The following is a 12,686-nucleotide window of genomic DNA, read 5'->3' as shown; positions in this document are numbered from 1 at the left end:
CTTCCCCGTCACCCCGGCGACCGCGATGACGTGGTTCGACCCCCGCATAGTCTTGACCAAATAAGGCGGCTCGTCGGCGTCAAGAGCACGGAGTGCTCGCTGAACCAGATCGTCGTCTAAGCCCGTCAATGCGACTAACTTGGATGCACGGACAGGATGCCCAGTCCGATCGATCTCTTCGACAACCGCGGTGAGAACAGGCAGGTCTCTCGGACCCCATGTGTCTTCCATGCGGCGAACCTACGCCTGGACAGCGACATTCTGAGATCGAACTGCTCAACTACCGGGGCAAGGATGGGCGGACCCTCTTGATTTACGGAGCGCCGTGATTCTTGCTGACCTGTGCAAGGTGGAGACCCTCAGGCCCCGAACTGGCCTGCGATCACAGCAGTAATGACCCCGCCCACCACTTGCCCGCCACCCTCTGTCAGAGCATCTCGGATCTTTCGAGCGCGAGACCTGGTGTCCTCTGTCTGAGAGTCGTCCCTCTCGGTCTCAACGAGCTGCTGAATAAGCGCCTCCAGCACAGACTCTGCGCTGGGCCACTGACCAACCTCCCGTCGCGCTCGTTCTGTCGGCCGAGAGAACAGGACGACCCCGAACTCGTCGTCGTCTGAGTGGCCGAAGAATGGGGGTGTGGCTCCCGCAAGTGCGTCGAAGGCATGGCGCATCTCCTTGTAATCCAAGCCTGTCACATCCGTGAGGTCATGCCACCTCACCACTTGGTGCTCGTCGCAGTACGCGACTGCTTCAACCAGGACCGGTCGATCTCGTTCGCTCCATTGGGTTCCCATGGGCAGAACGTACCCAGTGGCTCCGACACCACCAACGAGTACCGCCAGCGGAGTAGCCAACCAACCAGCAGGGTTACAACGAAGAAGGCCCCGTCTGCATGACGGGGCCTTCGTTGTATGCCTCACGATGGAACGTCAGGCGTACACCTGGGGTGACTCCCAGTGAAAGTGCAATGCGTTGACCCAGTACCACGGGATTGCGAACATGCTGTCTCCGATCGTTGCGGCCTAGCACCTTGGACCACACGAGCGTATGAGCGGAGGGCCCTGCCAGGCCATCCCCCGATTGCATGACGCCAATACTGGGGGCATATCGAGGATTTTGAGCCTGGGGGCCAGATGTCTGTCCATTTCTGCTGGAGACCACAACCTGACCGGAGTCCTCACGGGCGATCTGACCTGACCGAGTCCTCACGGACACGCCCGACACTCGCGTGGCCTCTCACGCGTAAAACGCGGGTGCGCAAACAAGTTGACCGTCGTGGTTACCGTGGTCCTGGCGGTCGCAGTCGGCGTTTCGCTCCTGTGGGTTGGTTCGGCAACAGTCCGATGGGGCCATGGTCCTTCTGCAGTGGGTGATCTCTATATCGTCTCCACCGTCCTAGAGGTTCCGGACTCATGCCGCGCTTCGATTCCCACCAGAGACGAAGCCTGAAGAAGCGGTTCCACTCCCATAGATACAGTCCGTCGTCTGGAATGTTCTTGGCAATAGCGTTGGTCCGCAGCCCTTCTCCGTAGGGGTCGACCCAGGACACCATGAAGTAGGCGTGACGGACCAAGTCAACCTCGGCATCGAACCCCCACTCAATCGGTTCCGACTCGCACGTCATAATCGGGCGCGTCGGCGGCATTCCGATCGGGTCGCAACCAAGCCCAAGGACGCGGACATCGACGTTGTGCCGGACACCTGGACCGATCAGCTCCACCTTGCAGAACACCTGGACGGTCGGTGCCCCGCCGTTGACGGAACTCACGATTCCACCTCGTGTTGCCTCGATGTTCATACCGCGACCGCCAGCTGTGTTCCGAGCTATCTCAAGCTGCCTGCCCATCACCAGGAGACCAAGCCCAGAGAACACTGCTGCCAATGCCGTGAGCACGAATGTTGCGTCCATGACTCGGGACGCTACACACGGATGGTTTCAAACTGACCGCTCGACAATCTGCACACCGGCTACTCCCCGGTGCCTGTGACCCTTCCGCTGCCCAAGCCTGCTTCGATCCAGTCGTCACCCTTGCGCCACTTGAGTTGAGCGCCGGTTCCCAGGGCCACCTCAGGGTGATCGCGGCCAACCTGATCCCTGGCGCTCGTGTCGTCACGTGCTTCGAACTCCTGGACCACGACGGAGCCGTTGGCGCTCACTACCCGGTAGCTCTTCATCTCTGTCATGTGGCGATCATGACAGACCATCACAGCGGCCACCCGTAGATTGGAACTGCCCTCAGCCGCAACTGCTGAACTGGATGACAGCGTGTCTGCTCTTTCAGCTAGCGCTGGAGTCTCGCTGCTCGATCAGCTCAGCGTGGGCATGTCTCATCTGGGTGAGCAGAAGACTCGCCAGACCCAAGACGCCCACTGCGTACCTCTTCAGATCCGGACGTATCTGGACGTGGTGCCGGTCCACGTTGCTGGTGGCCTGTGCGAACCCCATGCCCAGGTTGCGCCAGCCTTCCCATTCGTTCGACTGCGCGCCCAGCCGTAATTCCCCTGCATTGCTCAGCGCGTGTGCGTACATGTTCTTTCCCACGACTGCGCCGTCCTGGTTCGACCACTTGCGCACCTTGTCCTCGGTGAACACGGCGGCTTGCGTCGCAACCTTTCCCCAATCACCCGCGTCGACCAGACCACGAACGTGCGCCCACAGCTCGGGATCGAAACTGCTTTCATCTACGGGTTCATCGACTTCTGCGGCCAGTCCGAGTGCATAGATCGCTGAGGCGATCAACTGACGAGTCTGCTCGACCATCTCAAGTCGCATGTGGAGTAGGTCAACTTCCGTGTAATCGCCATACATCGGACCTGATCTCCAAGCGTGCTCTAGTCGCTCAAGTAGAGCGTGGTCCTTACCAAGCGCTCGACCAACGACCTCATTGATGTTCGCTCGCCAGCTCCCGATCTTTGCCCAGTGATTTGGGGCATCAGCTACATCGTGACCGACGTTCTTCAGGGCTTCGAGCTTCTCGATAGCAAGGTCAGGTCTCATCACCTCAGGTTATGTAGAACCACTGACACGTCGACAGCGCCACACCGTGGGCACCACCCCCTCTCCTAGCCACACCAGCACCAGCTCCTACGGTCGGCATAGAGGCTGAGGCTCTCTACGGGTCTGGGAACTCCAGCAGCCCCTCGGTGTTAGAGCAACTTCATGGCGGCGTCCTGCACGGACTGACGACTCCAAGGAGGCGATCACGATGGCTGGACGTGGACCGGGACCCAAAGACCCCTCTCGCAGGCACGCACGAACAAGGACCCGATCCAACTTGGAGTCATCCACGCCGATCCAGTCGAACAGCCGGCACCCACCGCAAGGGTGACGCTCCCCCGCTGACGATTGTGATCCTGGAATTCGCCGTGGACATCCTCGGTCGACGCCGAGAGGCCCTCACGTTCAACACCCCGAACGGCGCCATCTCCGTCACCTTAACCGGCAACTGGGTCTCGCCTGCCAACGTTCGAGGGTGGCCGCGAGGTGCACTCGGCATGCACTTCGATTGGGTGACACCCCACAGCTTCCGCCGGACCGTGGCGACACTCGTGAAGGCTTAGTACGGAGTGGAGGCGGCGCAGGCTCAGCTCGGCCACGCCAACACCGCTGTGACGGAAGCGCACTACATCCGGCGGATGAACTCGGCACCGGACATGACCGAAGCACTCAACACTTTCGCACCGTCAGAGCGGCAAAGTGTTGGATACGTGTTGAGTTCGGCAACCTTCGGCCTGAAACAGAAAGAGCCCCTCACCTGATCTGGCAGGTAAAGGGCTCTTCTTGCGCTCCCCCACCTGGACTCGAACCAGGAACCCTTCGATTAACAGTCGAATGCTCTGCCAATTGAGCTATGGGGGATTACCTCGCGGCGTCACACTCTCGTGCGAGCCGTTGGAAACAATAGCGCACACCCCCTGCCGAGTACCAAATCGCCCTGCTCGAGGTTCGTCGGGCAAGATGGAAGAACAGCCGCACGCTCTAGGGAAGGACCTACTGATGATTCGTTTGGTACTGGCGGCTGGAGCTGCGTATGTGCTCGGTGCCAAGGCAGGACGTGGCCGGTACGAGCAAATTCGCAAGACTGCGAGCGCCGTCGCGTCGAGCCCGGCCACCAAGAAAGCGATCGAGGTCGGCCGTCAGAAGCTGTCCGATTCCCTGAACACTCAGCCACGACTGGAGCCGATGAAGCCGATCGACGACGAGACCCAGGTCTTCGTTCCCCGCGATCAGCTGCGGCGCTAACCGACCTCGGCCACACTTCCGACGGCGAGCTCGAGCAGACTGCGGCGATACTGCTCGAGGGCGATGAGGTCGCCGAACAACGCGTTGTAATCGTCGGGCTTCTCCACCGGTGACATGCGCTGAAGTTTCGATTTGAGCTCGGCCACCTGTTGGCCGACCCACACTTCCTGGAGCCGTGCGAGTACGCCGGAGATGTAGCGGGTGAGAGCGTCGTCGGCCACGCGCATCGGGTCGACGGCCAACTCGGTGACCAACGACACGACTACGGCGTCCTTGGCCTGTTTGGCGACGGCGTCGACCCACTCCCCTCCGCCCAGTCCTGCAGCGGTGCCGCCGGCAGCGGCCACCGCGTCGCGCACAGCCGAGTACGCCGGGTGATGGAAGCTTTCGGGCGGAAGCGAATCGAACACCGTGCCTGCCATCGCAGGCATCTGCAGTACCGCCTTGAGCGCTTCCCGTTGCGGCCACAGAGACGGATCGGTGGGATTGGGACGTGGAGGACCCGTGGGGGCCTCCACCGGAGCTGCCTGCCGCTTCTCGAACGGAACGCGTTTGCCGCTCGTGTCGCCCCTGGCACCCTTCTTCGCCTCGTCGCGCACGCGGGCGAGCACCATCGCGGTGTCGTCCCACCCGGTCCAGCCGGCGAGCTGCCGCGCGTACTCGTCCCGAAGCGACGCATCCTTGATGCGGGCGACCACGGGAACGGTTCGCTTCAACGCCTCGACGCGCCCCTCGGGTGTGTCCAGATCATGCTCTCGGAGCAGCGATTTCACGACGAAGGCGAACATCGGGGTTCGCCTGGCCACAAGATCGCGAACGGCGTTGTCGCCGGATTTCAAGCGAAGATCGCACGGGTCCATTCCGTCCGGAGCGACTGCGACGAAAGTCTGTCCGGCAATCTTCTGATCACCCTCGAACGCCTTCATCGCGGCGGCCTGGCCGGCTTCGTCTCCGTCGAAGGTGTAGATCACTTCGCCCCGAAAGTAGCTGTCGTCCATCATCAGTCGGCGCAGCATTGCCAGGTGATCCTCGCCGAATGCGGTTCCGCAGGATGCCACCGCAGTCTTGACGCCGGCCAGATGCATCGCCATCACGTCGGTGTACCCCTCGACGATGACGGCCTGATGCGACTTCGCGATCTCCTTGCGCGCCAGATCGAGGCCGAAGAGCACCTGAGACTTCTTGTACAGCATGGTTTCCGGGGTGTTGATGTACTTACCCGGCATCGTGTCGTCGTCGAACAGTTTGCGTGCGCCGAAGCCGATGACGTCGCCGCTCTGACTGCGAATGGGCCACACCAGACGCCGCCGGAAACGGTCGATCGGCGTTCCGCGCTTGCCGGGTGTCGCCAGCCCCGCGTCGACGATCTCCTTGGCCTCGAAGCCCTTGCCCAGCAGGTGTTTGGTGAGGGTGTCCCAGCCGTCGGGTGCGTACCCGCAGCCGTAGGCCAGGGCAGCGTGCCCGTCGAAGTTGCGTTCGGTGAGGTAGTCCCGCGCAGCCTGGGCGTCAGGGCCGCTGAGCCTGCCCGCGTAGAACTCCTGCGCTGCCGCGTTCGCAGCGATCAGGCGCGCTCGGGTGCCGCGGTCACGTTGAACCGACGGCCCTCCGCCCTCGTAGGAGATCGAGTAGTTCAACCGGTCGGCCAATTGCTCGACGGCCTCGACGAAGGAGATGTGCTCGATCTTCTGGAGGAAGGAGTAGGCGTCACCGCCCTCGCCGCAGCCGAAGCAGTGATAGTGACCGTGATTGGGGCGGACGTGGAACGACGGAGACTTCTCGTCGTGGAAGGGGCACAACCCCTTCATGGAGTCGCCGCCCGCGCGCTTGAGAGAGACGTAGTCGCCGACTATGTCTTCGATCCGTGTGCGTTCGCGAATGGCGGCGATGTCGCGTTCAGGAATTCGGCCGGCCACGAAGGGCAGTCTAGTCCCGATCCGGACCCACCCACATTCGGTCGCGGCGCGGTCAGCCCCAGCTGGCCTGAGCTCCGAGCGAACGCTTGTCGATCAGTTCGAGTCGACTTTCGGTGTACGACGCGATCTGGTCGACCACCACTCGGGTCCGTTCGGCATCGCTGCCCGCCCGCTGCCAAGCGGGCACCAGAATGGGGTCCAGTTCGCCCGGAGCCGAGCGCATCAACCACTCGGCGACGCGGTGGATGCGGTCGCGTTGACGCTCCTGCCGGATCTTGTGCCCTGCATCGGACATCACGTACCGCAGGGCCATGGTCTTGAGCAGCGCAACCTCCGAACCGACGATCGACGGCACCACGAGATCGGCGTCGTAGCGACTCAGGGGCGCAGTGCCGTACTTCTCGTGGGTGCCCTCGATGGCGGCGGTGGCGAAGCGGCCGACCAGTTCACTGGTCATGTGCTTGAGCGCTACGGAAGCGGCGAGAGTTCCGTCGTAGCGTCCGACCGCGACGACGACGGGCATCCTCGACAGGCGATCTGCGGCCTCGATCAATTCTTCGACATCGAGTCCGCGAAACTCCGACACGCCGAGTTCGGCGAGGGCGCGTCGCTCGATCGGATCGGACAGCGCCCGTAAGTCGATTCGAGCATCGATGACGCCGTCCTCGACGTCGTGCACCGAGTACGCGACGTCGTCGGACCAGTCCATGCTCTGCGCTTCGAGGCATTTGTGCTTGTCCGGAGCGCCGTCACGCACCCAGCCCAGAATGGCGGAGTCGTCGTCGTAGGCACCGAATTTCGCGCCGGGGGCGGGCCTGATCCACGGGTACTTGGTGGCGGCATCGAGCGAGGCTCGCGTCAGGTTGAGTCCTGCGCTGCGGCCGTCGGCATCGAGAATTTTCGGCTCGAGTCCGGTGAGAATGCGCAGGTTCTGCGCATTGCCCTCGAACCCGCCGCAATCCTGGGCCACTTCGTCGAGGGCGCGTTCACCGTTGTGTCCGTACGGCGGGTGGCCGATGTCGTGCGCCAGTCCGGCGAGGTCCACCAGATCGGGATCACTGCCGAGACCCTCGGCGATGCTGCGGCCGATCTGCGCAACTTCGAGCGAGTGAGTCAAGCGCGTGCGCGGGGTGTCTCCGTCTCGCGGGCCGGTGACCTGTGTCTTGTCGGCGAGCCTGCGCAGTGCGGCGCAGTGCAACACGCGCGCTCGATCCCGCGCGAAGGCGCTTCGATGCGAGGCGTTGTCTGCCCCGGCCCGCAGTCCTGCGGTCTTGGGAGGTTCGGTGACGAATCGTTCGACGTCGTGAGCCGAGTATGTGCCGGTCATCTACTGGCCTGCCGTGTAGGAGAAGTCCGCGGTGAAGTGGGTCAGCTGGTACCACAGCAGAGCGCCCGTCTCCCTGGCGATCCCGTGTGCCTGGGATTCTCTGGTGTAGACGGCGGGACCGGTGCGCGTCGGCGAGGTCCAGGCGTCGAGGCCGGCATCGCGCGCCATGGTGCGGGTGCGTAGTGAATGCCACGGATCGCTGACCAACACCACCGACGACTTTTCCTGTTCGCGCAGTGTGTTGCTCACTGCCTCGATGCTCTGAAGAGTGTCCGAGCCGGTCTCGACGGCAATGATGGCGTCGGCGGGAACTCCCTGATCGATCAGATAGTTGCGGCCCGACGCGGCCTCGGTGAACAGGTCGCCCTCCTGCTTGCCGCCGACGGTGACGATCTCGGGGGCGATTCCCTGCTCGTACAGAGACGCGGCCTGGGACAGTCGTGCCTCGAACACCGTCGAGGGTGTACCGCTGTACTGCGCAGCACCGAGCACAACGATGGCGTCCGCCTTGGAATAGTCGTCGATGCGCGCCACCTGCCATACCCGCACCGCTGTTCCCGCGACCAGCACCAACGACATCAGCACCACTCCCGCGACCAGCCGACCGGTCCAGCGTCCGAGCGTTCCGAAGAAGCCCAGGCGCTCGGGACCGGGGTCCGGGGCATACCGATCGTCGTACGGATCGCCGTACGAATCTCGGTCGAGAGTTGAATTCACCCCTCGAGTTTGCCAGGCCTGCTCGACGGCATGGTCACGGCGCGCCCCGAACGGCCTACAGCCACCCTCGATCCTCGGCCACTCGGACCGCCTCGGCCCGGGTGCTGGTGCCGGTCTTCCCTATCGCCGACGACAGATGATTGCGTACCGTGCCCTCCGAGAGGTGGACCTGAGCAGCGATGGATCCTGCCGTCCCGCCCCGGGCAGCCGCGCGGAGAACCTCCTGCTCTCGGGCCGTCAGTGGAGAGACACCGTCGGTGAGGGTTTCCGTCGCCAGCGTCGGATCGACCACGCGAAGCCCCATGTGTACGCGGCGAACGGCGTCGGCCAGTTGCTTGGCGGGGGTGTCCTTGACCACGAAACCCGACGCACCCGCATCGATGGCGCGTCGCAGGTAGCCGGGTCGCCCGAACGTGGTGACGATCAGCACTCTCGACTGCGGGGCGACGAGCGCCAGTTCGGCGGTGACCTCGATACCGTTCTTGCCGGGCATCTCCACGTCGAGCAGGACGACGTCGGGTCGATGTTCGAGAACGGCAGCGGCAACCTCGTCCCCGCGTCCCACCTCGGCGACGACGTCGAGATCGTGTTCGAGCCCCAGCAGAGCTGCCAGTGCACCCCGCACCAGAGCCTGATCGTCGGCCAGTAACAGTGTGATCGTCATTGCGCCTGAGTCCTATTCACCGTGTACCTCCACCTTGAACCCACCGGTCGGCACCCGGGCGATCGTCAGTGCACCACCCGCGGCAGCCACTCGCTCACCCAGCCCACGTAGACCGTTGCCGCCGGACTGCTTGTCTGCCGGTCCCACTCCGTCGTCGACGATGGAGATGCTCGATGCCGTCAGTGTCACCCGGCACTGTCGCGCGCTCGAGTGTCGAACCACGTTGGTCACCGCTTCCCGGATCACCCAACCGAACAGTTCTCGGTGCCGCAGTGGCACCACGTCGGCGTCACCGGGAAGATCGGCGTCGATTCCCGCAGCGTTCAATGCCGTTCGTGCACTGGCCAATTCGGATCCGATGTCGACCTGCCGCATGCCCCCGACGGTGCTGCGCACATCGGCAAGTGCTTGCCGGGCAAGGGTTTCCAGTTCGGCGATCTCCACGGCCGCTCGGGCGGGGTCGATCTCGATGAGCCTGCCGGCCAGTTCGCTCTTGACGGTGATGACGGTCAGGGAATGGCCGAGGATGTCGTGCACGTCCCGGCTCATGCGCTCGCGTTCGGCCACGACGGCCAGATCTGCCAATTGTTGCCTGGCCACGGCCAATTCGTGATTGCGCTGGAAGACCTGGGTGATTCCCCATGCCGCGGCCGCGCTGATCAGGAGTTGGAATGCGAAGAAGGTGTCGGGCACCCAGGACGAGATCAGGCGCGGTGCCAGTTCTACGATCACCACCATCACCGCGACCAACGTCCACGCGTGTCGGACGGGCAGGGTCATCATCGCCAGGACGGCAATGTAGACGGTGGCGCCGAAGCCGGTAGTTCCCACCAGGGCACTCATCGCGACGGTCAGGGCGACCATCCCCCCGAGCGCGATCCATGCCTGCGACGTGGGTAACGGATTCCCTCGACGATGGCCGTTGCGGAAACGCCAGAAGGTGGTCGTGAACACCGCACCGAAACAGACGATCGCAACGATCCCGGCGACCCGTTCCGCCACCGAGGCCAGAGCGAGAATCTCGTTGAGCGGGTAGATCAGGTAGATCAGCCAGATGGCTCCGAACATCCAGCCGAACCGCCAGACCCGCCCCTCCGGCAGGTCGGCGGTGAACGTGGTCATGTCGCCCACGGTATCCCTGTGGGCGACACGATCAGCGGTTTCGGTCTCAAGCACGCGTGGTGTCTCTCCGGAACAGCATCGCCGCGCCGGCGATGAAGATCGTCGCCCAGACCACCAGATTGATCACGGCGATCAGCAACGTTCCGGTTTCGGTCCCGGCGAACGCGGCCCGGGATACGGTGGCCAGCCCGTAGAGCGGGGTGAACTGGGCCAGCATCGGGAACCAGCCGCTGTCACCGAGAGGAACGAAGAGTCCGCCCGCCAACGCCAGGAACGCGAGCACGGGTCCGAGGATCTGCATCACGTTCTCCGACGGCAGCAGGTAGCCCATGAACAGTCCGAATGCGGCGAACACCGCCGAGCCGATCCAGCCGATCAGACCGCTGACGATCCACACCCAGATCGGCATGTCCGCCCCGAGGAACTTCGCGACGACGAACACCACGACGATCGAGGCTGCACCCATCGTCATGGCCACGAGGACCTTGGTGACGATGTAGGCGACGGGCTTCAGCGGGGTCAACCGCAACTGCCGGCTCCACCCCTGAGCTCGTTCGACCGAGACCATCGCTCCCCCACTGGTGGTGGCGAGCATCGCGCCGTAGACGGCCATGCTGATGGCGATGTAGCCGGTGACGTTTCCGTGCGCGAAAGGGTAATTGGTCCGGTAGTCGGACTGCGTGCCGAAGATGACGAAGAACACCGGCGGCATCACCAAGGTGAAGATCAGAGTTCGCTTGTTCCGGAAGAGCCTGCGGATCTCGAGTCGGAGGAATGTGGGCGAGAAGCCGCCCCAGGCAACAGCTCTGGCAGGTGTGCGGGTGGTCGTGGACGGCGTGGTCGTGGTCATCGGATGCTCCCGGCGAGTTCGTTTTCGGCTGTGTCGTTTTCTGAATCGGTGGTCAGGGCGAGGAATGCGTCCTCGAGGTTGCGCGAGACGATTTCCAGATCGGTCGCGTGCGCGTCGTTGAGCAGGTATCGGGCCACTGCATCGGAGTCGCGACCGTGCACGATCACCCGATCGCCGCGCGTCTCGACGCGGTCCACTCCTGGCAGAGAGAGCAACATCGACTGGTCGACGCCGGGCAGCGTGGCGGTGACGGTGCGTCCTGCCGCCAGGTTCTTCACCTCGGCGGCGCTGCCGTCGGCGACGATCTTGCCGTGCCGCACCAGCACGATGCGGTCCGCGTACGCGTCGGCTTCATCGAGATAGTGCGTTGCGAACAGCACCGTTCGGCCGGTGCTGGCGTCCTGGCGGATGGCGTTCCAGAAGTCGCGACGCCCCTCGACGTCCATGCCGGTGGTCGGCTCGTCGAGTACCAGCAGATCCGGATCGGGCAGCAGTGCGAGCGCGAATCGCAGTCGCTGCTGCTGCCCGCCGGAGCATTTTGCCACTCGGCGATCTCCGATGTCGGCGATGCCGGCCCGGGTGAGAACCTCCTTGACCGACCGAGTCCGGGCGAACAGTACCGACGTCAGCTCGACGGTTTCGCGGACGGTCAGATCGCGAAGCAGACCGCCGGTCTGCATGACGGCCGAGATGCGGCCCTGGGCGATCGCGTCGGCGGGCGTTCCCCCGAACACCGACACCGAGCCGGTGGTGGGTGTTGCCAGGCCGAGCATCATGTCGATGGTGGTCGTCTTTCCCGCTCCGTTCGGTCCGAGAAATGCGACGACCTCGCCCGGTTCGATGGACAGGCTGAGTCCGTCGACCGCCCGGACCGAGCCGTAGGTCTTGGTGACGTTTCGCAGTTCGACTGCCTTGGTTGTGGTCATGGGAATCACTCTGCTGCGACCGAGCGGCTCCGACCTCGTTCGACCGTCACGATTGCGAGGTGACAACTGTCATGCATCCGCATCGACCTGCTCGATCTCCTCGCCGCCCAGCCGGTAGATTTCAGTGCATGGCAGTCCAGCACCGGCGGCACAGCAGCGCCACAGTCGTTCGAAAGTCAGCCGTCCGAAGCTCGGTCCATCGATTTCGTCGTCTCGCCGCCGTGGGTGCCCTGACCCTGTTCGCAGCGGTCCTGCTCGCGCCGGGGGTTGCATCCGCAGAGGCTCCCTCGCGGCTGGCCACGCAGATCACCGACAACGTCCAGGCACTCGACCCCGATGCACTCGCCGAGGTGCAGACCTCGATCGACGACCTGTACGGCAGCAGCCAGGTCCGGTTGTGGGTCACCTATGTCGCGGACTTCGACAACCTGTCGGCCGCCGACTGGGCCGAGCAAACTGCGTCGAGAAGTGACCTCGGTCAGCGTGACGTTCTGCTCGCCGTGGCGACCGTCGACCGTTCGTACTACCTCGGTGTGAACACCGGACTGTCTCAGGTCACCACCTCCGAGCAAGATTCGATCCGTGTCGACGACGTCGAACCTGCACTGCGCGAGGAAGATTGGTCCGGTGCCGCCATTGCGGCAGCCGGTGCACTCGGCGACGCGTACGCCTCGAGCGGCAGCGGCGGCTCGTCGGCACCACTGCTGATCGGCGTCGGCGCACTGGCCGTGGCCGGTGGCGGAGCCGTCGTCTACTCGTCCCGGCGCAAGAAGGCCCGCGTTGCAGCCGAGGTCGAGGCCGTGGCGAAGATCGACCCGAGCGACCCGGCCGCACTCGCTGCCTTCCCCGATCGACGTCCTCGACACCCGGGCCAAGGAAATTCTGGTCGAGACCCGACAATGCCGTACGCGCCAGCGAGGAGGA

14 protein-coding genes and 1 tRNA gene are annotated in these 12,686 nt (G+C 63.9%); 3 read left to right on the top strand and 12 right to left on the bottom strand.

The window, feature by feature from the left end; translation table 11 throughout:
- Positions 1 to 359 precede the first annotated feature (359 nt).
- The 4 genes from RHBS_RS28660 to RHBS_RS01940 all read right to left on the bottom strand — a co-directional run bounded on the left by RHBS_RS28660 (position 360) and on the right by RHBS_RS01940 (position 2,761).
- Positions 360 to 794: a hypothetical protein gene (locus tag RHBS_RS28660; protein ID WP_187298328.1), complete on the bottom strand. Its 435-nt coding sequence runs from the start codon at positions 792 to 794 to the stop codon at positions 360 to 362.
- Positions 795 to 1,279: 485 nt separating this feature from the next.
- Positions 1,280 to 1,909, bottom strand: coding sequence for a hypothetical protein (locus RHBS_RS29615; protein WP_145977460.1), 630 nt, complete (start codon positions 1,907 to 1,909; stop codon positions 1,280 to 1,282).
- Positions 1,910 to 1,968: 59 nt separating this feature from the next.
- Positions 1,969 to 2,184, bottom strand: coding sequence for a hypothetical protein (locus tag RHBS_RS01945; RefSeq protein WP_121869522.1), 216 nt, complete (start codon positions 2,182 to 2,184; stop codon positions 1,969 to 1,971).
- A gap of 94 nt (positions 2,185 to 2,278) precedes the next feature.
- Positions 2,279 to 2,761 carry a TIGR02391 family protein gene (locus tag RHBS_RS01940; RefSeq protein WP_236745329.1) on the bottom strand — a complete coding sequence of 161 codons (483 nt, stop codon included), beginning with the start codon at positions 2,759 to 2,761 and terminating at the stop codon, positions 2,279 to 2,281.
- Positions 2,762 to 3,567: 806 nt separating this feature from the next.
- On the opposite strand from RHBS_RS01940, the gene RHBS_RS01935 reads away from it, so the two are divergent.
- Entirely contained in the window at positions 3,568 to 3,759 is a 192-nt protein-coding gene (locus RHBS_RS01935; RefSeq protein WP_121869519.1) for a hypothetical protein, read from the top strand.
- A gap of 27 nt (positions 3,760 to 3,786) precedes the next feature.
- On the opposite strand, the gene RHBS_RS01930 is transcribed toward RHBS_RS01935, so the two are convergent.
- Positions 3,787 to 3,859: transfer RNA gene (locus RHBS_RS01930), tRNA-Asn, on the bottom strand.
- Positions 3,860 to 3,997: 138 nt separating this feature from the next.
- Between RHBS_RS01930 and RHBS_RS01925 the strand changes: the two genes are divergently transcribed.
- Positions 3,998 to 4,243: a hypothetical protein gene (locus tag RHBS_RS01925; protein ID WP_032394749.1), complete on the top strand. Its 246-nt coding sequence runs from the start codon at positions 3,998 to 4,000 to the stop codon at positions 4,241 to 4,243.
- On the opposite strand, the gene dnaG is transcribed toward RHBS_RS01925, so the two are convergent.
- From dnaG to RHBS_RS01890, 7 genes are read right to left on the bottom strand one after another with little or no spacing between them, the layout of a single operon-like run.
- Positions 4,240 to 6,156 (bottom strand): DNA primase, encoded by a 1,917-nt coding sequence (gene dnaG / locus RHBS_RS01920; RefSeq protein ID WP_037193018.1) that lies wholly within the window; start codon positions 6,154 to 6,156, stop codon positions 4,240 to 4,242. The genes RHBS_RS01925 and dnaG overlap by 4 nt on opposite strands.
- 52 nt (positions 6,157 to 6,208) lie before the next feature.
- Positions 6,209 to 7,483 (bottom strand): deoxyguanosinetriphosphate triphosphohydrolase, encoded by a 1,275-nt coding sequence (locus tag RHBS_RS01915; protein WP_121869517.1) that lies wholly within the window; start codon positions 7,481 to 7,483, stop codon positions 6,209 to 6,211.
- Positions 7,484 to 8,200: a YdcF family protein gene (locus RHBS_RS01910; RefSeq protein WP_121869516.1), complete on the bottom strand. Its 717-nt coding sequence runs from the start codon at positions 8,198 to 8,200 to the stop codon at positions 7,484 to 7,486.
- Between the two features lie 55 nt (positions 8,201 to 8,255).
- On the bottom strand, positions 8,256 to 8,864 hold the full coding sequence (locus tag RHBS_RS01905; protein ID WP_094612772.1) for a response regulator transcription factor: 609 nt from the start codon (positions 8,862 to 8,864) through the stop codon (positions 8,256 to 8,258).
- A 12-nt stretch (positions 8,865 to 8,876) separates the two neighbouring features.
- Positions 8,877 to 9,986 carry a sensor histidine kinase gene (locus RHBS_RS01900; RefSeq protein ID WP_121872333.1) on the bottom strand — a complete coding sequence of 370 codons (1,110 nt, stop codon included), beginning with the start codon at positions 9,984 to 9,986 and terminating at the stop codon, positions 8,877 to 8,879.
- 46 nt (positions 9,987 to 10,032) lie between these two features.
- The gene (locus RHBS_RS01895) at positions 10,033 to 10,836 is read right to left on the bottom strand and encodes an ABC transporter permease (RefSeq protein WP_121869515.1); all 804 of its coding nucleotides are present in this window, start codon (positions 10,834 to 10,836) and stop codon (positions 10,033 to 10,035) included.
- Positions 10,833 to 11,762: an ABC transporter ATP-binding protein gene (locus RHBS_RS01890; RefSeq protein ID WP_128644710.1), complete on the bottom strand. Its 930-nt coding sequence runs from the start codon at positions 11,760 to 11,762 to the stop codon at positions 10,833 to 10,835. The genes RHBS_RS01895 and RHBS_RS01890 overlap by 4 nt, the downstream gene beginning before the upstream one ends.
- Before the next feature lie 221 nt (positions 11,763 to 11,983).
- Here RHBS_RS01890 and RHBS_RS01885 point away from each other — a divergent pair.
- The coding region (locus RHBS_RS01885; RefSeq protein WP_237668937.1) for a YgcG family protein at positions 11,984 to 12,686 on the top strand (703 nt) is incomplete at its 3' end.

It is taken from the genome of Rhodococcus sp. BS-15, from assembly GCF_000813105.1.
Classification (GTDB): domain Bacteria; phylum Actinomycetota; class Actinomycetes; order Mycobacteriales; family Mycobacteriaceae; genus Rhodococcoides.
The sequence above is the reverse complement of the archived record's forward strand: the minus strand, read 5'-3'. Positions and strand labels throughout refer to the sequence as shown.

What these genes read in the sequence shown, in the direction of transcription:
- RHBS_RS28660 (WP_187298328.1), bottom strand. Translation starts at nt 794, where the DNA reads ATGGGAACCCAATGGAGCGAACGAGATCGACCGGTCCTGGTTGAAGCA.
- RHBS_RS29615 (WP_145977460.1), bottom strand. Translation starts at nt 1,909, where the DNA reads ATGGACGCAACATTCGTGCTCACGGCATTGGCAGCAGTGTTCTCTGGG.
- RHBS_RS01945 (WP_121869522.1), bottom strand. Translation starts at nt 2,184, where the DNA reads ATGACAGAGATGAAGAGCTACCGGGTAGTGAGCGCCAACGGCTCCGTC.
- RHBS_RS01940 (WP_236745329.1), bottom strand. Translation starts at nt 2,761, where the DNA reads ATGGTCGAGCAGACTCGTCAGTTGATCGCCTCAGCGATCTATGCACTC.
- RHBS_RS01925 (WP_032394749.1), top strand. Translation starts at nt 3,998, where the DNA reads ATGATTCGTTTGGTACTGGCGGCTGGAGCTGCGTATGTGCTCGGTGCC.
- RHBS_RS01915 (WP_121869517.1), bottom strand. Translation starts at nt 7,483, where the DNA reads ATGACCGGCACATACTCGGCTCACGACGTCGAACGATTCGTCACCGAA.
- RHBS_RS01905 (WP_094612772.1), bottom strand. Translation starts at nt 8,864, where the DNA reads ATGACGATCACACTGTTACTGGCCGACGATCAGGCTCTGGTGCGGGGT.
- RHBS_RS01900 (WP_121872333.1), bottom strand. Translation starts at nt 9,986, where the DNA reads ATGACCACGTTCACCGCCGACCTGCCGGAGGGGCGGGTCTGGCGGTTC.
- RHBS_RS01895 (WP_121869515.1), bottom strand. Translation starts at nt 10,836, where the DNA reads ATGACCACGACCACGCCGTCCACGACCACCCGCACACCTGCCAGAGCT.
- RHBS_RS01890 (WP_128644710.1), bottom strand. Translation starts at nt 11,762, where the DNA reads ATGACCACAACCAAGGCAGTCGAACTGCGAAACGTCACCAAGACCTAC.